This window comes from Pararhodospirillum photometricum DSM 122, from assembly GCF_000284415.1.
Taxonomy (GTDB): domain Bacteria; phylum Pseudomonadota; class Alphaproteobacteria; order Rhodospirillales; family Rhodospirillaceae; genus Pararhodospirillum; species Pararhodospirillum photometricum.
Window position 1 is genome coordinate 2,586,480 of sequence record NC_017059.1, and the last position, 20,958, is coordinate 2,607,437.

16 protein-coding genes, 1 tRNA gene and 3 pseudogenes are annotated in these 20,958 nt (G+C 60.6%); 11 read left to right on the plus strand and 9 right to left on the minus strand.

Annotated elements, in window-relative coordinates; translation table 11 throughout:
• Positions 1 to 18 precede the first annotated feature (18 nt).
• From secD to RSPPHO_RS11590, 8 genes are all read right to left on the minus strand, one after another.
• Positions 19 to 2,487 (minus strand): protein translocase subunit SecD, encoded by a 2,469-nt coding sequence (gene secD, locus RSPPHO_RS11565; protein ID WP_041795226.1) that lies wholly within the window; start codon positions 2,485 to 2,487, stop codon positions 19 to 21.
• 1,018 nt (positions 2,488 to 3,505) lie between these two features.
• Positions 3,506 to 3,667 (minus strand): helix-turn-helix domain-containing protein, encoded by a 162-nt coding sequence (locus RSPPHO_RS20000; protein WP_014415423.1) that lies wholly within the window; start codon positions 3,665 to 3,667, stop codon positions 3,506 to 3,508.
• A 74-nt stretch (positions 3,668 to 3,741) separates the two neighbouring features.
• A complete protein-coding gene (locus RSPPHO_RS11570; protein ID WP_041795229.1) occupies positions 3,742 to 4,680 on the minus strand; it encodes a GIY-YIG nuclease family protein in 939 nt (312 codons plus the stop codon).
• 5 nt (positions 4,681 to 4,685) lie between these two features.
• Positions 4,686 to 7,037 (minus strand): DNA methyltransferase, encoded by a 2,352-nt coding sequence (locus tag RSPPHO_RS11575; protein WP_041795235.1) that lies wholly within the window; start codon positions 7,035 to 7,037, stop codon positions 4,686 to 4,688.
• Positions 7,024 to 9,774 (minus strand): DEAD/DEAH box helicase family protein, encoded by a 2,751-nt coding sequence (locus tag RSPPHO_RS11580; RefSeq protein WP_014415426.1) that lies wholly within the window; start codon positions 9,772 to 9,774, stop codon positions 7,024 to 7,026. Before RSPPHO_RS11580 ends, RSPPHO_RS11575 begins: the two co-directional genes overlap by 14 nt.
• A gap of 254 nt (positions 9,775 to 10,028) precedes the next feature.
• Positions 10,029 to 10,259: a PIN domain-containing protein gene (locus RSPPHO_RS11585; protein ID WP_014415427.1), complete on the minus strand. Its 231-nt coding sequence runs from the start codon at positions 10,257 to 10,259 to the stop codon at positions 10,029 to 10,031.
• Positions 10,256 to 10,681, minus strand: coding sequence for a FitA-like ribbon-helix-helix domain-containing protein (locus RSPPHO_RS22005; RefSeq protein ID WP_422610574.1), 426 nt, complete (start codon positions 10,679 to 10,681; stop codon positions 10,256 to 10,258). Before RSPPHO_RS22005 ends, RSPPHO_RS11585 begins: the two co-directional genes overlap by 4 nt.
• A 567-nt stretch (positions 10,682 to 11,248) precedes the next feature.
• A tRNA-Ser gene (locus RSPPHO_RS11590) sits at positions 11,249 to 11,336 on the minus strand.
• A 227-nt stretch (positions 11,337 to 11,563) separates the two neighbouring features.
• Between RSPPHO_RS11590 and RSPPHO_RS22010 the strand changes: the two are divergent.
• The 10 genes and pseudogenes from RSPPHO_RS22010 to RSPPHO_RS22020 form a co-directional block, all read left to right on the plus strand.
• Positions 11,564 to 12,112: pseudogene (locus RSPPHO_RS22010) on the plus strand (lytic murein transglycosylase); the annotation flags it as partial.
• 61 nt (positions 12,113 to 12,173) lie between these two features.
• Positions 12,174 to 12,725, plus strand: coding sequence for a lytic murein transglycosylase (locus RSPPHO_RS21550; RefSeq protein WP_277905329.1), 552 nt, complete (start codon positions 12,174 to 12,176; stop codon positions 12,723 to 12,725).
• Between the two features lie 302 nt (positions 12,726 to 13,027).
• Positions 13,028 to 14,302 (plus strand): MFS transporter, encoded by a 1,275-nt coding sequence (locus RSPPHO_RS11600; protein WP_014415429.1) that lies wholly within the window; start codon positions 13,028 to 13,030, stop codon positions 14,300 to 14,302.
• Positions 14,299 to 14,955 carry a YfbR-like 5'-deoxynucleotidase gene (locus tag RSPPHO_RS11605; protein WP_014415430.1) on the plus strand — a complete coding sequence of 219 codons (657 nt, stop codon included), beginning with the start codon at positions 14,299 to 14,301 and terminating at the stop codon, positions 14,953 to 14,955. Before RSPPHO_RS11600 ends, RSPPHO_RS11605 begins: the two co-directional genes overlap by 4 nt.
• A gap of 430 nt (positions 14,956 to 15,385) precedes the next feature.
• Positions 15,386 to 15,730, plus strand: coding sequence for a hypothetical protein (locus tag RSPPHO_RS20005; protein WP_157879204.1), 345 nt, complete (start codon positions 15,386 to 15,388; stop codon positions 15,728 to 15,730).
• Entirely contained in the window at positions 15,652 to 15,891 is a 240-nt protein-coding gene (locus RSPPHO_RS22015; RefSeq protein WP_081581743.1) for an aminotransferase class IV, read from the plus strand. The genes RSPPHO_RS20005 and RSPPHO_RS22015 overlap by 79 nt, the downstream gene beginning before the upstream one ends.
• Before the next feature lie 135 nt (positions 15,892 to 16,026).
• Positions 16,027 to 16,863: pseudogene (locus RSPPHO_RS11615) on the plus strand (IS5 family transposase); the annotation flags it as partial.
• Positions 16,864 to 17,172: 309 nt separating this feature from the next.
• Positions 17,173 to 18,003 carry a hypothetical protein gene (locus RSPPHO_RS20010; protein ID WP_157879205.1) on the plus strand — a complete coding sequence of 277 codons (831 nt, stop codon included), beginning with the start codon at positions 17,173 to 17,175 and terminating at the stop codon, positions 18,001 to 18,003.
• Position 18,004: 1 nt separating this feature from the next.
• Entirely contained in the window at positions 18,005 to 19,135 is a 1,131-nt protein-coding gene (locus tag RSPPHO_RS11625) for a DNA adenine methylase (protein ID WP_041795248.1), read from the plus strand.
• A gap of 90 nt (positions 19,136 to 19,225) precedes the next feature.
• Positions 19,226 to 19,381, plus strand: a pseudogene (locus RSPPHO_RS22020) (IS66 family transposase); the annotation flags it as partial.
• A 173-nt stretch (positions 19,382 to 19,554) separates the two neighbouring features.
• On the opposite strand, the gene RSPPHO_RS11635 reads toward RSPPHO_RS22020, so the two are convergent.
• Complete coding sequence (locus RSPPHO_RS11635) at positions 19,555 to 20,610, minus strand: IS5 family transposase (protein ID WP_041795251.1); 1,056 nt, start codon at positions 20,608 to 20,610, stop codon at positions 19,555 to 19,557.
• Between the two features lie 98 nt (positions 20,611 to 20,708).
• Between RSPPHO_RS11635 and RSPPHO_RS20015 the strand changes: the two genes are divergently transcribed.
• The gene (locus RSPPHO_RS20015; protein ID WP_014415433.1) at positions 20,709 to 20,870 is read left to right on the plus strand and encodes a hypothetical protein; all 162 of its coding nucleotides are present in this window, start codon (positions 20,709 to 20,711) and stop codon (positions 20,868 to 20,870) included.
• Positions 20,871 to 20,958: the final 88 nt, after the last annotated feature.

Below are 20,958 nucleotides of genomic sequence, written 5' to 3' on the forward strand. Positions count from 1 at the left end.
AGCCTCCCCAGCCTTTCCTTAGCTCGGGTCCTCGTCCTCACCAGAGCGCCGGCCGCGCAGCCGGTGTTCGCCCAGGAACAGCAAGATGGGCGCGGCGATGAAGATCGACGAGCTGGTGGCGAGCACCACGCCAAACAGCAGCACCAAGGCAAACTCGCGCAGCGCCTCGCCGCCAAACAGGGCCAAGGGCACGGTGGCCAGGAACAGGGCGAGCGAGGTGCCGATGGTCCGGCTCATGGTCTCGTTGATGGACTTGTCGATCAAGTCGCGCAGCGGCATCTTGCGGTAGCGCCGCAGGTTTTCGCGCACCCGGTCATAGACCACCACCTTGTCGTTGATGGAATAGCCCATGATGGTCAAGATCGCGGCGATGGCGGTGAGGTTGAACTGCATGCCGGTGATGGCAAAGAAGCCCACCGTCTTGGTCACGTCGAGCAGCATGGTGACCACGGCGCCCACGCCAAACTGCCACTCGAAGCGCACCCAGATGTAAAACAGCATGGCCACGGCGGCGAGGCCCAGGGCGATCATGCCGCCTTGGAACAACTCGTCGGAAACCGAGGCGCCAACGCTGTCCACCTTACGCACCACGGTGTCGGGGTGGATCTGCTGCAAGGTCGCCTGGACCTTCTGGACCGCTTCGGCCTGGGCTGCGTCGGAGCCGGGTTGGCGCTGGAAGCGGATCAGCACGTCCTGGGGCGAGCCGAATTCCTGGATCTGCACCGGGCCGATGCCCAGACCTTCCAAGGACTCGCGCAAGGGGCCGAACTCGGCCGGGCGCTCGGTGCGGATTTCCATCACCGTGCCGCCGGCGAAATCCACGCCGTAGTTGAGGCCCGGCGTGAAGAACAGCACCAAAGAGGCCGTAGACAGCAGCACCGACATCGCCAAGCCAACCACCCGCCCGCGCATGAACGGCACGGCGGGCTCGTCGGGGATCAGGCGCTTGCGCAAGGCCATGGGCAGGGTCTTGGGCCGGGTCCGGCGATACCACGTGACCATCATCAAGCGGGTGACGGTGACGGCCGTGAACATGCTGGCCAGGATGCCGAGCGAAATGGTCACGGCAAAGCCCCGTACCGACCCGGTCCCGATGGCGTACAAGATGGCCATCTTGATCAAGGTGGTGACGTTGGCATCGGTGATGGTGGTAAAGGCCCGGCGGAAGCCCGCTTCCATGGCCGGTCCCACCGCCTGACCCTTACGGATTTCCTCGCGGATGCGCTCGTTGATCAGGATGTTGGCGTCCACCGCCATGCCGACCGAGAGCAGAAGGCCGGCGATACCGGGCAAGGTCAAGGTGGCCTGGAGCAGGGATAAGGCGCCAATGGTCAGCGCCAGATTGAAAATCAGGGCGACGTTGGCAAACAGGCCAAACAACCCGTAGGTCAGGGCCATGTAGCCCACCACCAGCACCAGACCGATGAGGATGGACATGATGCCGGCGCGGATGGAGTCCGCCCCCAAGTCGGGGCCGACGGTGCGCTCTTCCACCACCTGGAGCGGCACGGGCAGGGCGCCGGCTCGCAGTAAGACCGAGAGGTCATTGGCTGAAGTAGCGGTGAAGTTGCCCGAGATTTGGCCCCGCCCGCCGGTAATCGGCTCGCGAATCACCGGGGCGCTGATCACCTTGCCGTCGAGCACGATGGCGAAGGGGCGGCCAACGGCGGCTGTGGTGGTCTCGGCGAAGCGCCGACCGCCCTGGCTGTCGAAAGTGAAGTTGACCACCCACTGGCCGGTGCGCTGGTCCATGCCGGGGCGAGCGTCGGTCAGATGGCTGCCGTCCACCTCAACCTTTTTCATGATCACGATCTGGCCGCCCTCGACCATGGGCAGCATTTGCGAGCCCGGGCCGGGTTGGGAGTCGGGCGAGACCAGATGGAAGGTCATCTTGGCGGTCTGACCCAAGAGGCGCTTGATGCGGCCGGGGTCGGACAGGCCGGGCAATTGGACGACAATGCGATCCGGCCCTTGCTGGGCAATGATCGGCTCCATGACGCCGGTTTCGTCGATGCGTCGGCGCACGATTTCGATGGACTGCTTGACCGCCCCGTCGAGCAAGGCATTAAGCGCCGTCTCGGGGATGGTGAGGGTCAGGCGCTCGCCGTCACGTTTGAGTTGTACCGCCGCCGCATCCGTGCCTTTGGTCAGCGAGCGCAGGGCCGCTTCCGCTTCGGTCGGTGCCGGGCTGGTGAAGGTCACGCCACGGTCGGTGGTCGTGAGGTCGGCGTAGCGCTGGCTGGCGCCACGCAGGGTGCCGCGCACGTCCTCTTGCAGCACGCTCACGCGCTCGCGCGCTACCGTGGTCCGGTCTACGGCCAGCATAAGATGGGAGCCGCCCTGAAGGTCGAGGCCCAGGGTGACGCGGTGTTGCGGCAGCCAGGAGGGCAAGAATCCATGGGGCAGGAAGCTGGGGGCACTAAACAGAACCCCAAGGAGGCAAACCAAGATGATTGCCCAGCGCTTGAGGGGAGAAAAATATAACATCAACAAAGTCCTTGCACACGGGCCCGAAGGCCGACGAGGTCTTCCAAACGGAAGAGACGGACAGGGGGCAAGCCCCGGTCACGGCCTTGCGGGGGCGCGCGGATCGGAGGACGTCGCCAAGCCCGGGGAGGGCGGGGGGGGCGGTGTCCGGGGGGGCGGGGGTGGCCGGCAGGGGAGTCCTCCCAAAGGCTCCGCACGACCGGCGCGGGCAGTCCGGTCGGAGTATTATCGCAGGGCAGGGCAGGGGGCGGCGGAGCCGGATGGGGGGCGCGGGCGTCCAGCAGGCCCCAAAGCAAGGCACCGGCCCGGCTCCCCCCTCCCAGGGCACAGCCGGCAAGGCGTGCCGCCGTGGTGTCGAGCGCAGCGGCCGGTCCCGAGGAGATCCAGGCCACCAGGGCTAGAAAAGCCCATCGCAGGGGGGCAAGGCCGGCGCCGCGACAGGAGGGATGCATCCGCATGACCATGCCAGGGAGGAAGAGGCCGGCGAGGGAGAGGAAATACCCTGGGGCGCCAGTGCGTTTGTAAAGCGGTCCGAGGGAGCCGGTGTGCTCGCGGATATGGCGGAAGAGGGGGGGGGAGAACGCCATTGTTCTTAAACAATTTTTACCAACTCAAGGCGTCTTTACCCATCAAAATACCCATCAACGCTCACTCCCTCCGAGTCCTTGATCCCTGCCTTTTCTCAGGCAGAAAGAGGCGCGGGGCTCCGAGGTTAAACAAGATGGGGAACGACCAGAATGGGGGCTTCCGGACGTCGCGACACGGACCGATGATCACAAAAACCTCGCTGTGACCCCAATCGTGGTGCGTTCTGGGGCCTCACCAGAGTGAAGGAGGGGGTGAGGTTGAGCTAACTTATAACGCATAGAAAGCCCGGGCATCATCGAAACGCCCGATCTCCCTTCTCATTTTTATACCGGTGCGCCAGCCTATACCAGAGAGGGCTATTGTGCGATAGCAGAAATCAACCCTGTTGTTCGGGATCGTGTCCCGAGGACAGTCGAGGCGACGACCCCTTTCAGCCGAACTCGGACAACCGCGCCGGTCTCCCGTCGATCCAACGTCGATGCCATTGGTAGACCGTGTCGTCATCCAAATACATGAGCCGCGCCACTTCCAGCACAGACAGGCCGTCGTCGAGCAACAAAATCAGATGGGCACGCCGTGCCGGCCCGTGCACCCCAGACGGACGCCAACCCTGAGCCAGACCCCTTGTCGTTCTTCCGCGCTCAAGAAGCCCTAATTTCTCCTTCCTTAATGATGTTCGGGGCAATCTCTCACGAGAAGATCTTTCAGGGTGGTTGCCCCACGGAGTTTTTCAAAGGTGGTGTATCGTGGGCCTTGCATGGCGCCAGGCGGGGCGTCCCCATAAGGGATCGGGCCAATCGCCTTGGCCTTTTCCGAAAAGATCAGCTTGTATTTTCCCTCTTCCCCATAGGGTTCGATGGCTGCCACGGGCGCATAGTGGGTGATGGCGGAGGTGGGGTGCGTCTGGTATCCGGCGACGTACTTGATTTTGTCCAGCATTCCGCCGGCGATACGGATAGCGTGCCAGCAATTCTGCCCCAGGAAAACCTGCACGAACCCTTCCCTCTGCGCGGGAACGATGATGGTGTCCGGTCGCTTCGTCCTGGGGGGCGTCACGATGGAAGGGTCTGCCGCTCGGGGAACCGCCACCGCTTTCGGGGTTTCGAACACGCGCAATCCCACCAGGGGCAGGATCTGCACGATTTCTTTCAGGAAGGCCCGGGTATCGGCTTTTTCGGCCTCGCTGAGCCCCGGTTCCTGGGGGGCGTTGTTATTATCCAGATGACAACGGGCGGCTTCCGTGGCGCGTTTGACCAGCGCGTATTCCAGCCACGTCACATGCGCCCGGTTCAGTCCGCCACTATTGTTGGACACAAACACCACGCCCCAATCCCAAAAGTCCTTTTTGGCGCAATGGCTGTCGATGCGGCTTCGGAGGTCGTCGGTCTGCCCCACATACACGGTGGGGAGGTCGTCGTCCTGTTCGGTGTAGCCGACAAGAATATAAACCCCGGTACGGAGCATTTCCGCCCGTTGGCGCACGTCGGACCATTTGGCGCGCGGAAACACCACCCCGAGACCGGTCCAGTTCATGCGGTCAATCAGGCGCACGCCCTCTGGATCACCGTCGGGAACGAAAATGCGGATGGTGAACGGGTCGGGCATTGGGCTCACCCGACCGATACGGGAACCAGGGTCATGGTGTCGTTACCGAAAATGTCGATCACCTTCACGGCGACGGTGTAGCGGCCCGGTAGATCGTAGGTGTGGACGGCGGTGGTGAGTTCCAGATCCCGGTTTTTGCGGGTGCGGAAACTCTGCCATTCGTTTTCGAAGATGTAGCCGCCGGTCCAGCGTTCCTCGAACACGGGAAGGGTCCCCTCGCCTTGCGTGGGGTCAAACCCGGGCAAGGTCGCGACGCCACCGAGGCCGGTGCCCACGGGGACGCGGATGATTTCCTTGCGGCTCATGTAGTCGAAATCGACGGCCCAGTAGTCCACCCAGTCGGTCCAGTGGCGGGTCAGGCGCTCCCGCGTGGTGATACCGTCCTTGTCCTTGGTCACTTTGTAAAGCTGGCCCTTGTCGCAGATCACACCGCTTTTGCCGGGCTTCAGAGCGGCCAGGGCCGCCTCGGCCGCGCCTTGGGTGTAGTAAACCGAAAAGTCGGTGAGTTCGATCCGCACGGTTTTCTTGTTCTTACTGTCGTAGCGGGGTTCGGCCTGCACGAAGCTGATATCGTGAAACACCACCTGCCCGCGCTCGACGGCCCTTTTATCGAAAACCTCCGCCGGAATGTATTTCGGGGCGAGGTCGATCCCCTTGCCGCGCGCCTCTTCCAAAACGGCGGGGAAAAGTCCCATTTCAAACTCGAAGGCCAGAATATCGGCCCGGGTGGCGCCACGCTTGCGGCATTCTGTAATCACCTCTTCCACGAACAGGCGGCCGACGGGGAGGTTGATGGGGCCGATGACGACAAGGCGGCCGTTGCGGGCGCCATGAAAAAAGCCGTCCTGGGCCGGCGCTCCCTCGGTGCCGCCAAACCCCGTGGCCTTGTACGCTTTCAAAATCAGCTCGTGAAAGTCGGCTTCCTTGCGCGCCAAAGCCTCCGCTTTTTGCTCCACCGTCAGCCGCCCCCCGACGTTGAGGTAAGCGTGGCGTTCGTAGCGGCCGAGATTCAAGACCTCGAACGCGCGGAAGGGTTTTTCGGCCTGTTTCAATTCCCGCTGGACACCGATCAGCCGTTTGCGCGTGGTGTGAATGGCGAATTTGCCCAGATCGGTCGCGATCCACTTTCGACCCAGCTTTTCCGCGACGGCGGCCGTGGTGCCGGAGCCACAGAAAAAGTCCGCGACAAGATCACCTTCGTTGCTGCTGGCTTTGATTACCCTTTCAAGGAGCGTTTCTGGTTTCTGAGTGTCATAACGTGTATCTTCTGACGCCTGAGAATTCACTGGATGAATATCGGTCCAGACGGTGCCGATAGGAACGCCTTTTCCTTCGTCAAGAAATCGTTTTAATCTCGGTCTACCACCTTCTTTTTTGGGAAGTTCTATTCTTCCCTCACTGAAAAGCCGTTCCATCGTTTTTAGTTCGTAACGCCATCCTGCGGCAGGGGGGGCGTGACCCCGCCATTCATACGTCATATTTGGGCGCGGATTCGGGCTCGTTAAGTTATCGAGCATATAACGACGTCCGTTATCATCTACGTTGTTGTATTTTTCTTCTCTGTATTCTGTGGAATATGGTAGATACTGACTGTTCCATACGAATTTTGTTCCCTTTGTAAACCACATGATGTTGTCATTGACTATGCCCCAGCGTTGGCTATCTCCATGCGCAGTGACTCGCTTCCACGTTATTGTGGCATTTGCAGATGATTTTGAAAATATTTCTCGCATAATAGATTCTACGGAATACGAAATGTTTGTGCCCATGTGAAGGTAAATGCTTCCGTTTTCATGTAGTAAATCATGCATTAGAATGAGGCGTTCATAAATCATAGACAAAAAACTATCTGCGCCTCTCCCCCACGTATCTCGGTAGGCGATCTGTTCGAGGATATTTGGTTCCTTGTGGAAGGTTTCCCCGCCGATTTCGATATCCAGGCTGAAATCAGCCCCCACATCAAACGGCGGGTCGATGTAAATGAGTTTCAGGCCGCCGGCGTCCTCGATCTGCTGGCGCAAGGGGCCTGCCTTCAGGGACGAGAGAATTAGCTTGTTGTCGCCCCAGATCAGCTTGTTGGTCCAGCCGCGCAACTGGCGGCCGCGCGTGTCGAACAAATCACCCTGAACCCGGGTTTCGGGGCGCGGTTCGTCCACGTGTTCCAGGGATTGAAACGGCAAAACGGTGGTGCAAACGTCGCGGGTCTTTCCGTTCCAGACCAGTTCCACCTCGCGCTTATCCTCGAACAGGATGAAGCGATACTTTTCCGGCAACGGGCGGCCCTGCTGGATCAGGGTAATCAGGTCGCGCTGTTCGGCCTCGGTCAGGTCGTAGGTTTTTTTGTCAGGCCGGGCCATGGCTGTCCTCTTCTTGGTATTCACGGAACGCGGCCACCAACCCGGCGAAGTTGGTGGGCCGGTACTTTTCGAAACTGTCCTGGTCCACGTACACAAACCCAAAGCGGGGGGACGGGGCTTCGGCGGGCGCCGTTGTCATGACCGCCGCCGAGGCATCGGCGCACCATTGGCGCAAACGGGCCATTTTTCGCGGCACGTCCAGATCTTCCCGCCCTTTGGTTTCTACGATCCAGACAGCGCCGTTGGTGGTGCGAACAAGAAAATCCGGGGTGTAGGTGGAAAGCTCCCCATCGGCCCGGACATAATCCACCTTGAATCCCACGGCCATGTAGTTTTTGCCGAACGCCTGTACGTCGGGCGCGGCGTCTAGGAAAGCGGCAAAGTCCAGCTCCAGCCGATCCGCGTTGGCCTCGCCGACGATTTTGTTGAAAATCGACCGCCTGGGCATGAGAAATCCCCGTGCCTCGGTGCGAAACGGGCGGGTATCGCGCAGGCGGATCCACCCTTCGACGCGGGTTTCCCCGGTTTCGCACAGGGTCAAGGCGTTAATGGCGGTGCGAAACACATCGAAAACCGTTTTCGTAACGTCGGGTTCCGATAGATTCCGCAAGATCACGGGATCTTCCAGGTCCACCGGCCGGTTGAATAAGTGTTCGGCCAGGAAGGTTTTGACCTTTGGATAAAGGTGATCATACCCCCCAACAAGTTTCAGGTCGGACAAAAGCTGGCGGGCGAAAAAGGCGACGGCGGATCGAAAATCCGAGGCATCGTCTTCCGTCAGGTGAACAACGTGGTCCACCGTGCCATCCAACATGGTTTTGAACACGATGTCCCGGGTTTCCGCCGGAGCAAAGGGTTTTACCGGGAGTTTCGGGTTTCCAAAGGTAGCGGGATCCAGGCCGGACAGGTCGGTAAAGGCGCGGTGGAAGCGGCGCGACAGGCGGGGCAGGGCGATATCCAGGATTTCCAGGTCCTTGTCCGGGTTTTCGCTGTCCACTTCCACGATCAGGGAATCCGGGCGATCCGTGCCGGGGTCGCCCATGGGCACCTGCTCGAACGTTACGCCCTCGCTTTGGATGGATTCCACAAACGCCATGAAGGCCGGCGTGCCCATCACCGATACGGTTTCCCGTTGGTCGGAGCCGAAATACATGCGCCGCAACCCCCGGCCCAGGGTTTGCTCGGGCAGAATATTACTTTTCGCGGAATACGCCCGCAGGCCGACGATGGTGGTGACGTTGCGGACGTCCCACCCCTCCTTGAGCATGAGAACGGAGACGATGGCCTTGTAGGGGGACTCCCAGGTATCGATTTTGTTGGACTGTTCCCGCAGGCGATCCAGTTCTTCCTTGTTTTTCGCCGACGTCGCCTCGGATACCTCGCCGTTGGCCTTGGTGTGAATCACCAAAACGGCGCCTTCCAGGTCGGGGCTGGCGCGTTCCAGCCACGCCCCGACCTCGTCGCAGTTTTTGGTATCGTCCACCATGACGAAAAGAACGGCTTTTTTGCCCAGCTTTTCATGCTCGGCATAGGCTTTGCGCCATTCCTCAATCCCGAGGCGGAGATAGTCGGCGTATTTTTCGGTAATAATAGGGCTTTGCGCCTCGGAAAGTTTTTCGCGGCTGGCCGCGTCGGGCAAAACGGGGTGTTTCACCACGTCCTGGGCGATGGCTTCCACCAGGGGGTAATCGCTGACGGTCTGGACGAAAATTGCCCCGTTATTGTGGCGAGGCGTGGCGGTGACGTCCACCTGAAGGGCCAGCCGGCGGTCCTTCTGCAAAAGGCGGTGGTGGATGTCCTGGATGCTTTTAAACCACGCCAGTCGAGCGTCGTGAACGTGGTGGGCTTCATCGTTGAAAACCGCCAGCTCCTCGACCTCGCGAATGATTTGCCCCAGGTCGGTGTTGCTATCGGTGGTTTTCCCCACCGGGCGTTTTCCAAACGGCGACAGGAAATAGTCGGTCAGGTCGTCATCCTCCAGCGAGGGTTCCGGCACCTCTCCCAGATAGACGCGATGGATGTTGGTCAGGAAAAGGTTTCCCGTGGGGCGGATGATGCGCACTTCGTCTTGGATATGGACGGCAAGCTGAAAATCATCCTGCCAGTTTTGCCCGGCGTGGCCGTTGGCGGGCAAAACCGGATCGTTGAAAAAGATGCGCAGGCCGTCAAAATCGGTACGCAGGCGATCAAGAACGATGATGTTTGGCGCGACCACAAGGAAGTTCCTGGCAAGGTCGGAGCCGGGTTCATAGAGTTTGTGAAAATAACTCCATGCCATCAAAAGGGATAAGACCTTTGTCTTGCCCGATCCCGTCGCCATTTTGACCACAAATCGGGGCCAATCCTCGGCAAACATGTTGGCTGAAATCGCGCCGGAGGAATCAAACCGCAGAAGGTCGAACTTGTCGCGGACACCGCGCACGTCATAAAGCCAGATGATCGTCTCGACGGCTTCGCGCTGGGCAAAATAGTACCGAAACGGCTGGGCGGTGCCGTCGGCCTGCTCTTGGAGATGATCCGTTTTAAACCACCAGGACAGGAGAGCCTGGGACGTCGGCGAGGTTCCCGGATATCCGTCGTCACGCCATGTCGCCACTTCTTCCCGGATCCGGGCGACCAGAGGCGGGAGGAGCTTTTCATAGGCGGTGGTGCGGGCCTCTTCCGGCGCAGGAATCCAGCGCACGGCAGGGGAAAGGATTTCGTAAGGAGAACGCGGAAAATCCGGGTGCAGGGCCATGGGAAAAGGATTTGCTTTTTACGGGTCAGGGGGGGCGCCTTCTGGGACAGTCGATGCGGCTTCTCTATCCTGAAGGGCGGATCTGCTGAAGGATGGCACTGCCAGGGGTGGGCTGCAACGGCTTTTGAAACCCTTGCTGTTCCGCGTTCAAAAAGCTCTTTTTGACAGGGTTCGTATTTGAGTCGAGCTTTGATCGCTTGGCAACCCGTTATTGCCCTTTTTTGGCTTTTCAGCAGAATCAGGGTATAAGGACATCACTCCCACGGGTTTACAAGATCAAGCCCACACTCCAGGAAATCCTTGATATTGCGCGTGGCAAGGAGGGCGCCATGTGAGCGGGCCACGGACGCGATTTGGGCGTCTGCCTGGGTGAGGCTCGACACAAAAAGGGCGTCTGCGGGAAAGGCGTTGAGCCACGCCATTACCGACGGGTCGGGCGTGGATTTCATGACCTCTGAAATCACGTTGGTATCCAGAAGAATCATGGGTCAAAACGCGGTGGATCACGCACAGGCTCGCGTGGGGGCAGGGCGAGGTCTGCGCCCCCCAGAGGTTCGAACAAAGCATGGATCGCGTTCCCCAGTCCCCCCGGTGCCTTTGGATCGGCCTCCAAGGCGGCGCTGAGAATGGTCCGTGCTTCGTCTTCTACCGACCGGCCATTTTTACGCGCCCGATCCTTCAAGCGGACGTGAAGGAAATCGTCTATATTGAGAATGGTTAAATTACCCATCGGATTTTCCTCCCTCGTCAGGACGATGAGGCAGGGCTTCCCACTCACAGCCCCGTCAAAAAATAAATAAAAACAGCACCTCCTCGACCGAAAACCTTCCCCAAGGGGGATCCCGCGAAACGGAAAGAGAGGGCGCCCAGCCCACCGCTGTCGCTTCGCACTCGACCATGCCCCCATCGTTCCTCAAAGACGACCGCTTTTCAAACAATTCTCTTGCTGCTGGAAGCCATCTCATTCCCATAAGGACGCACAGCCGGAGGCGCACGAGCGCCCTCACCAGGGGCTCCGGCGGCTGGCGCCCTGGCCCAGATGGCACCGCCGCCCAGGACGGGATGATCGGGGGCGGCCATGCCAGCACCGAGGGGGCTTGGGGTACAGGTGATGTCGGGAAAACCCCCGAGCCCCATATCCCTGTGCCGGCCCTTTAAGGAAAAGTGATATACTCAGGTTTTTTTTCGGTTTTAACAACCTGAAGATACAAGCCGTCCCCATGCCCGTAGTAGCCGGGTGCCGTAACGGTTTGAACCTGACGAGCCGTCAGTCGCGATGGTCTTGGTGGCATCCTCGACGCTCCCCATCCAATGAGGGGGTGCGTTTCCTCTCTTGAGCCCCTACCACCAACCTACCCATCATCATGGGGTGGCTTCCGGTGGTCAAGGGTGGACTTCGGTGGACAGTCGGAGAGGCTAATCGCTTGATTTTATTCATTGCCTCGGACGGGGTTGGACGCCCTTGGACAGGAGGTGGCGGAAGAGGTGAGATTCGAACTCACGGATGGTTGCCCATCGCCGGTTTTCAAGACCGGTGCCATAAACCACTCGGCCACTCTTCCCGCGAGGTGGTGGTACGATTCCTGTCGGCGGGTGTCAACAGGGCAGTGGGGAAAGGGAAGGCAGGGGAGGCGCGGCCTTTCCCGACCCCTCCTTGCTCTCGGCTTCGGGGAAAAGGGTGCGCCCGGCGTGGACATGAGGGCCGGTTTGTGGCACCAAGAGAACTCCAACACGCCCTTACGGATTTTTTGACTTCATGGATCGCTGTGTCCTCGCCGCCATTGTCGTGATGCTCTGCGCCGGGGCGGTTGGCGCCTGTGCCCAGAGTCCCCAGGCCCCGTCTTCCGCTCCCACGGCCGACGCGGTCGGTGTTGGCGCGGCGGGGGCGCCGGACGCCGTCGCGGCTGAGGGGGCGGGGTTCGCCGTCTGGCTGGAGGGCATGAAGGCCGAGGCCCTAGCGGCCGGGCTTCGGCCCGCGACCGTCGAGGGAGCCCTGGGGCGCGCCCGGTTTTTGGCCAAAACCATCGAGTTGGACCGGCGTCAGCCCGAGTTCAACCGCTCCTTTGGCGATTATTTCCGCGCCAGTGCTCCCGAGAGCCGGGTGGCACGAGGGCGAGAGTTGCTTCAGGTTCATGCCGCCTTGCTCGGGCGGTTGGAGCAGGCGACGGGGGTGCCGGGCCCGGTGTTGGTGGCGTTGTGGGGGTTGGAGACCAGCTTTGGGGCCATCATTGGCAGCACCCCGGTCATCGATACCTTGGCGACCTTGGCTTACGAGGGCCGGCGTGGGACCTTCTTCAAGGCCCAGTTACTTGATGCCCTGCGCATCTTGGAGGCTGGCGATGTGCCGCGCGAGCGCCTCGATCGGGTCTTGGGCCGGGGCCATGGGGCAGACCCAGTTTATGCCCTCGACCTTTGTCGCCCATGCTGTCGATGGGGATGGGGACGGGCGGCGCGATCCCTGGCAAAGCAGCGCCGAAGGAAAGGAAAGCTGGAGAGGCCAGCCTCCCCGCTGTCACGTTCAAGCGACCATCAGCTTGATAAAGGTGGCCACCTGCAAGGTCAAAACCACGCCGAGGATCCAGCGCACCACCACGGTCTCGGTCTTCAAGGGGGCGATCTCGGCTTTCAGTTCGGCCTTAGCCTCGGCGATCTTGGTTTCCAGATCGGTTTTGACCCCGTTGATCTTGGCTTCCAGGTCAGTTTTGACCCCGTTGATCTTGGTTTCCAAACGATGTTCAACGGCGTCCAGATCCCCTCTGACCCCGTTGATCTTGCTCTCTAAACGATGTTCAACGGCGTCCAGATCTCCTCTGACCCCGGTGATCTTGGTCTCCAGCCGGTGTTCCATGCCCTCCAGATCGGCCTTCGTCGCCGCCTGTCCTTCCATGAACTCGGCCAGGGCTTCGACTTGGGAGCGGGTGAACCCGGCCTCTTCAAGGCGAAAGGCATGAATGGTCATCGCGGGCCTCCTGGATTGCCCTTCCATGATGGGGATGAAGGGAGATCGGCGCAACAGAGACGGGGGCACCGATACGGCCGTAAGAAAAAAACAAAGGCTGGGGAAGCGCGGCCTCCCGAGCCCCCTCGTCTCCTGAGAGAGGAGGGGGAGGGAAAAATCGTTTGGGATCGGGGCCCGCGGTGTTGCCCCGGATTGACGGACCTGGGGGTGGGGCGTCACCCTGGCCGGCCATAGCGGGACGTCGAGGGCGACGACCCCGCTTCTTGTGTTTGATCTTCTGCCTTCGGGTGAGCGATGACCGCTTTGATCGCCTCTTTGTCCTCCCTCCTGGGGGGGACCGCTTTTCTCCTGCTGGGCAATGGGTTACTGGGCACCCTCCTGGGGGTGGGCCTCGCCGACATGGGCCAAGGTCCGGCCGTGTCCTCCCTGGTCATGGGGGCCTACTTCAGCGGCTTGATCCTGGGCTCGTTGCGGTTGCCAGCCCTGATTGGCCGGGTTGGGCACATCCGGGCCTTTGCCCTGCTGGCCTGCGTGTTCTCAACTGCGGTTCTGGCCCATGCCCTGATGGTTAACGCCTGGGCCTGGGCGGCCCTGCGCTTTGTCGAGGGCGTGGCCATGGCCGGCCTGTTCATGTGCCTGGAGAGCTGGCTCAACGAGCGCGCCACCCGCGAAACCCGGGGCACGGTGCTCTCGATTTACATGATCACCCTCTATCTGGCCCAGGGCCTCGGCCCCTTGCTGCTGATGGCCGGTGACCCCAAAAGCACGGCGCCGTTCGCCGTGGCCGCCATGCTTTTGTCGTTGGCCGTGGTGCCCATCACCTTGACCCGCCTGCCCTCGCCGTCGCTGCCTGCCACCAAGTCCTTTGGGGCGCGGCGCCTGATCGAGGTCTCGCCCTCGGGCTTTTTGGGCAGCTTTGGCAGTGGCCTGGGTCTTGGCGCCTTCTATGCCCTGGGACCGTTGTTTGCGCGCATGGCGGGCTTCACCATTGATCAGGTCGCGCTGTTCATGAGCAGCATCATCATCGGCGGCCTCGTCTTGCAATGGCCCCTCGGGCGCCTGTCGGACCGCACCGACCGCCGACGCATCTTGCTGCTGGCCACCACGGGCGTGGCGGTGTGCTGTGCCGTGCTGGCCCTGTTGACCTTGGCCGGAGGTGCGGCGCTGGCAGGCGGCCTGACCTTTGCGCTATTCTTGCTGGTCTCGGCCTTGTTCGGCTCGCTGCTGACCTTGATTTATCCCATCAGCGTGGCGCTGGCCAACGACCGGGTGACGTCTTCCGATATGGTCGGGGTGAGCGGTGGACTGCTGTTCGTCAACAGTGTGGGCTCGGCCATTGGTCCGCTGATCGCTGCCGGCCTGATGGAGGGCATGGGGCCGGCCGGGCTTTTCGTGTTCCTGTCGCTGGTGGGGGGCGGCCTGGGGCTAGCGACCTTGTGGCGCATGATGGCGCGCGAACCGGCGCTCGGCCCCGACCGTCAGCCGTTTCGCGTCACCCCCAGCACCTCGCCGGTGGTCGGTGAACTGGACCCGCGTCAGGATCCCGCCCGCGAGGAGCCACGCCCGTGAGCCCGCAGCCGCCCCCCCTGGATCCCACACAGCAACGCCGCCTGCGCGCCCAGGCGCCGCGCACGTGGCAGCGCATGCTCTCGGGCCGACGCCTGAACCTCATCGAGCCCTCGCCCCTGGATATCGAGATCGAGGACATCGCGCTCGGCCTGTCGCGCAACACCCGCTGGAACGGGCAAACCCTCGGGGATCACGGCTGGTCGGTAGCCCAGCATTCGCTGCTGGTCACCGAGATTGTGCGCGACCTGCACGACCGGGTCGATCCTCGGCTTTTGCTGACCGCCTTGCTGCACGATGCCAGCGAATACGTGACCCACGACCTGATCACGCCCCTCAAGGCCGCGGTCGGCGATGTGTTTCGCGAACTCGAAGATCGGCTGATGTGCGCCGTTTATACCCGCTTCGGCTTGCCCGCCCGTCCCTCTCCCGAGGTCCATGCCCTGATCAAAAAAGCCGACCGCCTTGCCGCCGCCACCGAGGCCGTGCAACTGGCCGGCTTTACGGAGGCCGAGGTCCGCACCGTTTTGGAAATTCGCGAGCCTCCCCTCCCCAGCGTTTCCCTGACCCCGCTGCCCGTGGCCGACGCCAGACGGCTGTTTTTGGAGCGCTTCCACACCCTGGAAAAGGCCGTGCGCCTAGCCGCGCGATCGTGACGCTTCGGGCGCAGCCGGCCTCTTGCGTCACCTTGCAATGCACGGCGCAAGACCTTGCAGACTGCAAGGCTATCGCGCCCGCGTCATAAAACATTAACCCTTTGAAAAGACTACCCTTCCCCCATCGACCCCAACTGGCACGCTCGATGCTTATTGAAAGGCAGAACGCCGCGCGATCCGCCGTCCTCGACGGAAGAAACCGTGGTTCCCTTTCGCTGATCGTCCTGGTTTCAAGGGCCTGGGGTGTCCGGCGGTTCCAAACCGCACTTCCCCGCCGCCGTCCGGCGCACTAGGTCTTTCGGGACGATCATCGGGCGGGGCGACCAGATCTTGGTCGCCCCGTTTTTTTTTGCGTAAGAAGAGAGGGACCCGGGCAGACCCGCCCCCTCAGGCTTCTTCCCTCTTCTTCGACCCGAGCACCGGCGTGGGCATGAACTTTCTGGAAATCCCCTATAGCGATCCCCTGCGCGCCTTCGCGCCGTGGGCCCCTCAGCCCTGGGCCATGCTGCTCGACAGCGGCGGCCCCGACCGCAATCGCGCCCGCTATTCCTATCTCGCCGTCGAGCCCTTCCAAACGCTCCAAGCCAGCGGTGACGGCGATCCCTTCGCCGCCCTGGCCGAGGCCCTGGCCGCCCAAGCCCGACGCCGCCCGCCCCGGCTCGCCTCGAAGCCAGCGATCGCGGTGCCGACGATGCCGTGTTGCTCAACACCCAAGGCCGCGTCGCCGAGACCACCGTCGCCACCCTCCTGGCCCGCCTCGACGGCACCTGGGTGACTCCCCCCCTCCGCGACGGCGCCCTCCCCCGGCATCACCCGCCACCGCCTCCTCGCCGCCGGCCTCCTCCACCCCGCCCCCCTCTCCCCTTCCGCCCTCGCCCAAGCCGACGCCCTGGTTCTCGCCAACACCTTGGGTTTGCGCCCGGTTGCCACGTTTGAAGGCCGGGCGTTGGTGACGGACGGTTGGGAGGTTCTCTCGCGCTTCTCTTCTTAAGGCTTCGCCTTCTGGGGGCTGCCGCCCCCAGACCCCGGCCTGGGGAAGCAAGCTTCCCCAGACCCCTGAAGCTGAGAGATCTAGTGCAAGACCAGCTGAGCTGGATGCGGTTCTGCGGCCTGGGGCCGGGCGATGCGGTGCCGGATGCCAACACTCTTTGGGATTTCCGCGAAGCGCTGATCGCGGCCGGTGCGTTTGACGATTTGTTCCAGCGGCTCGACCGGGCGATCAGCGAGGCGGGCTATCTGCCGATGTCGGGGCAGATCGTCGACGCGACGCTGGTGTCGGCGCCGCGCCAACGCAATACCGAGGCCGAGAAACAGACGATCAAGGAGGGTAAGGTTCCCGAGGACTGGCGAGACAAGCCGGCCAAGCTGCGGCAGAAGGATCGCGATGCCCGCTGGACGGTGAAGTTTTCCAAGGGAAAGGTCAGAGAGGACGGTACACCTCAAGGCGATATCGCCATCCCTCATTTCGGTTACAAGAACCACGTCTCGATTGACCGCAAGCACGGGATCATCCGCCGCGCGCTCGTCACCGATGCGGCCGCAGCCGATGGCACCCGACTGCGCGAGGGGCTGATCGATCCGGCCAATACCGCCTCCGACGTGTGGGCCGACAGCGCTTACCGCTCCGAGGCCAACGAGGCGTTCCTTGCCGAAGCCGGCAAGGTCAGCCGCATCCACCGCAAGAAGCCCAAGGGCAAACCGATGCCTCGGGCGACCGCCAGGGCCAACGCGGTGAAATCCAGGATCTGCTCCCGGGTCGAGCATGTCTTCGCCGAGATGAAGGGTCGGATGGGGCTGGTCATCCGGACCATCGACCTCGCCCGCGCCAGGGCAGCGATCACGCTCGCCAACATGGCCTACAACATGAAGCGCTGGTCCTGGCTCGACCGTCAGGCCGAACTCGCCTGATCGGCGCCCGACCGGGCGCTCCCCAGGGGGGATGCCGCCGATCCTGGGGGCTCGTCACCCGCTTCATACCACTCGCCCCGGAAAATCAGTGATCGCAGCGCCGATCACAACCCGATCGAGCGGCCAGCGACATGCGGTGCCGTTCAAGGCCGGTTTCCGGAAGTGTCCAGATATCGTGGCCCCGGAGGCAGGGGGATAAGCCATTAGCGCATTGTCCCAGGAACGGAACTTCGCTAAGCTTAGCGCTGCATTTTGCAGGAGCAAAAAAGCTCTTTGCAATAAATCTACATAACGATGGGAATTACAACCATGTCAGCATATAAAGAATTTACAAAAAGGCTGAAGCTACTGTTTTCAAAGAATCCTGACCTGATCGTTACTACACTAAGCAACATTTTCACTATGCGCCTTATTGGCAACAAAACTCATGGTGACTTGGCTGAGATAGCTATTTCAGAATTTATCAATCAATTTATGTATGATTTTAAGTCGCTACATGTAGGAAAAGACTTATATCGAGCGAAATCGAACGAAGAAGATATATCTGTCACCAATGAAATCACAAACGAGGTGATTCCTGTAAGCTTAAAGGCTTATGGTGATGGGCCTTTGCAGTTATCAACTGACAAGAACTCGATGCTATTTCCAGCATTACAAAAACTGGGGACTAGAATTTCAGGAAGTGAGCTTCAATCTCTTTGGCTTATGCCTGAATTTGCAGGGTTCGGTAACATTAACATTCTTCCGCTGATCTACGACGAGAAAGAAAATAAATGCAATATCCTCGTATTTGACGCGGAGCGCGCTCGCCAAGCTGTCGACTATGTTATTCTTGAAGATGCGGGAAGCGGCAGAAAGCACCCAGTATTCCGCTTTTATGACGCCCTGGACGGCTACATATGCGAAGTCCGATATGGAAGCGCAACGACTAATGCTCTGCAACGAGGTTTGTGGACGCATACACGCAACGGCCTGAAATACTTCGACTCCTTGACGGGAGGATGGGTTTCATACTCGCATAATCTGACTTTGGTTTCCCTATTTTCTCATGCACTCGTTTCGACAGAGCGAGGGCACACAAAGGCATTGGAAGAGATCAAAGCCGATATTGAACAAATTAAAAGAAACGCAGGTTTTTAAGATGCTCGACCTTCTCGGCAATGTTCTTGATAGAGAACCAGAAACACAGGGCATAAAGTATGCGGGTGCTAAAACAAAGCTAATCGGTGCAATTATCGATATTGTTTCATCGGTGAAGCCGAAAAGGGTCTTTGACGGCTTTGCAGGAACAACGAGAGTGTCACAGGCACTCGCACAAACAGGCTATCAGGTCATAGCTAACGACAAGGCTATTTGGTCAAAGACGTTTGCAGAGTGTTATCTGAACGCAAAGCGCGACCTAGATCATTATAAGCGGATCATCGATTACCTAAATTTAGTCACCCCTGAGCATGGTTGGTTTTCAGAGCATTATGGCGGCGAAGTTGGCGAAGGCGGCGCGTCGAGGGGGCTGGACGGGCTTAAAAAGCCTTTCCAGATGCACAATGCGAACAAGCTGGACGCAATCCGCAGTGAGATAGATCGCTTAGGGCTGGAGGATGACGAAAAGAATGTCGCCCTCACCAGTCTGATAATGGGACTTGAGCGCGTCGATAGCACGTTAGGCCACTACGTTTCATATCTGAACGAATGGTCGCCCCGTTCCTACAAGCTGCTTCGACTTGAAGTGCCCCGCATCATTCAGAGCGAACAAACGCACGAGGTCCATAACGCAGATACCGTTGAGCTTACAGGGAGCATTGACGCAGACTTGGCGTATTTCGATCCACCATATGGATCGAACAACGAAAAAATGCCGCCGTCCCGCGTCCGCTACGAATCCTATTATCATATTTGGAAGTCGGTCATTCTTAATGACAGACCACCATTGTTTGGTGCTGCTCGCCGTCGAGAGGATTCATCCGACAGCGTTGGCGGATCTGAATTTGAAGAATTTAGAAAGGGCAGCAGCGGCCGCTTTATCGTGGTCGAAGCGATCGAGCGGCTAATTCAGAACACCAAAGCACCTTACATCGTCTTGTCGTATAGCTCTGGTGGCCGAGCGACCGCAGAAGAGTTGACCGACATTCTGGCGGCAAATGGCGATGTTATCGATCTAATGAAAATATCACATAAAAAGAACGTCATGGCTCATATGAAATGGACGAATGACTGGCTGCGCGACGCTGAAACAGATCACCTTGAATATCTGTTTTTGCTACGGAAGGGGTAAGCGTAGGTAACTGCTCACGGGGCTGGTCGGAGACAGTTGCGGTCGGGGTGGAAATGTGAGTCACTCCAGGGATGGGAGAGACACCACGTTATCCGCCTGAGTGATGCCGAGAAGGACGCCCTGATTACCGATCAGGCGGCGTTGATTGAGCGCTTGGCGGCGCGGGTGGAGGAGTTGGAGGCACTGGTCGGCAAGCCTAGGAAGACCTCGTCGAACTCCCACCTGGACACCTCCGGAAACCGGCCTTGAACGGCAGCGCATGTCGCTGGCCGCTCGATCGGGTTGTGATCGGCGCTGCGATCACTGATTTTCCGGGGCGAGTGGTATGAAGCGGGTGACGAGCCCCCAGGATCGGCGGCATCCCCCCTGGGGAGCGCCCGGTCGGGCGCCGATCAGGCGAGTTCGGCCTGACGGTCGAGCTAGGACCAGCGCTTCATGTTGTAGGCCATGTTGGCGAGCGTGATCGCTGCCCTGGCGCGGGCGAGGCCGATGGTCCGGATGACCAGCCCCATCCGACCCTTCATCTCGGCGAAGACATGCTCGACCCGGGAACGGATCCTGGATTTCACCGCGTTGGCCCTGGCGGTCGCCCGAGGCATCGGTTTGCCCTTGGGCTTCTTGCGGTGGATGCGGCTGACCTTGCCGGCTTCGGCAAGGAACGCCTCGTTGGCCTCGGAGCGGTAAGCGCTGTCGGCCCACACGTCGGAGGCGGTATTGGCCGGATCGATCAGCCCCTCGCGCAGTCGGGCGCCATCGGCTGTGGCCGCGTCGGTGACGAGCGCGCGGCGGATGATCCCGTGCTTGCGGTCGATCGAGACGTGGTTCTTGTAACCAAAATGAGGGATGGCGATATCGCCTTGATGTGTGCCGTCCTCTCTGACCTTTCCCTTGGAAAACTTCACCGTCCAGCGGGCATCGCGATCCTTCTGCCGCAGCTTGGCCGGCTTGTCTCGCCAGTCCTCGGGAACCTTGCCCTCCTTGATCGTCTGTTTCTCGGCCTCGGTATTGCGTTGGCGCGGCGCCGACATCAGCGTCGCGTCGACGATCTGCCCCGACATCGGCAGATAGCCCGCCTCGCTGATCGCCCGGTCGAGCCGCTGGAACAAATCGTCAAACGCACCGGCCGCGATCAGCGCTTCGCGGAAATCCCAAAGAGTGTTGGCATCCGGCACCGCATCGCCCGGCCCCAGGCCGCAGAACCGCATCCAACTCAGCCGGTCGCGCACCAGGTACGTCGTCCGACCCAGCGCCAGACCGTGCAGCGACTGCAACACCAGCATTTTGAATTTCAAAACCGCGTCAAAGCCGGGCCGACCGCCCTTCGAGGGCGCACTCCGTCGCCGGACCGCACGCTCCAGAACCGGCCGAAACAGTTCGAAATCCACCGTCTTCGACAGCGTCTCCAGCGGATCGCCCTCCGCCGAAAGTTCCGCCAGACGACGCTCGACATCCCAGAACCCGATCTGAACCGCCATTGCCGCCCCTCCCAACAGCCGATCGCCTATGGAATCACGAACCAGACCCGGACGCCAGTTTCCGGAGGTGTCCACGTGATCGCCAAACAGCCAACCCCGTGAGCAGTTACCATATAGCGGGCTCACTGGACGGCCTATTCGTCGCTCTGTTCGAGGAGATTGGAGGCATCCACGCCAACACCACGGGCGAAGGGACTTGGCCGGCATTGATGATTTTGAACGCCCTACTCCTGGCCGCTGGTCCGATCTGCCGGCTGTAAAGCTTATTGAGGCGCTCGACTTTTATACTTCTCTTTCCCGGTTCTGTTGCTTTTCCAGTACCGAAGCCGCCCCGACCGCACGCCATTT

Bases quoted from the DNA above. Each gene is read 5' to 3' on its own strand.
- secD (WP_041795226.1), bottom strand. From the start codon at position 2,487: ATGTTATATTTTTCTCCCCTCAAGCGCTGGGCAATCATCTTGGTTTGC.
- RSPPHO_RS11570 (WP_041795229.1), bottom strand. From the start codon at position 4,680: ATGCCCGACCCGTTCACCATCCGCATTTTCGTTCCCGACGGTGATCCA.
- RSPPHO_RS11575 (WP_041795235.1), bottom strand. From the start codon at position 7,037: ATGGCCCGGCCTGACAAAAAAACCTACGACCTGACCGAGGCCGAACAG.
- RSPPHO_RS11580 (WP_014415426.1), bottom strand. From the start codon at position 9,774: ATGGCCCTGCACCCGGATTTTCCGCGTTCTCCTTACGAAATCCTTTCC.
- RSPPHO_RS11585 (WP_014415427.1), bottom strand. From the start codon at position 10,259: ATGATTCTTCTGGATACCAACGTGATTTCAGAGGTCATGAAATCCACG.
- RSPPHO_RS22005 (WP_422610574.1), bottom strand. From the start codon at position 10,681: ATGGGGGCATGGTCGAGTGCGAAGCGACAGCGGTGGGCTGGGCGCCCT.
- RSPPHO_RS21550 (WP_277905329.1), top strand. From the start codon at position 12,174: ATGCCCTCGACCTTTGTCGCCCATGCTGTCGATGGGGATGGGGACGGG.
- RSPPHO_RS11600 (WP_014415429.1), top strand. From the start codon at position 13,028: ATGACCGCTTTGATCGCCTCTTTGTCCTCCCTCCTGGGGGGGACCGCT.
- RSPPHO_RS20005 (WP_157879204.1), top strand. From the start codon at position 15,386: ATGAACTTTCTGGAAATCCCCTATAGCGATCCCCTGCGCGCCTTCGCG.
- RSPPHO_RS20010 (WP_157879205.1), top strand. From the start codon at position 17,173: ATGTCAGCATATAAAGAATTTACAAAAAGGCTGAAGCTACTGTTTTCA.
- RSPPHO_RS11625 (WP_041795248.1), top strand. From the start codon at position 18,005: ATGCTCGACCTTCTCGGCAATGTTCTTGATAGAGAACCAGAAACACAG.
- RSPPHO_RS11635 (WP_041795251.1), bottom strand. From the start codon at position 20,610: ATGGCGGTTCAGATCGGGTTCTGGGATGTCGAGCGTCGTCTGGCGGAA.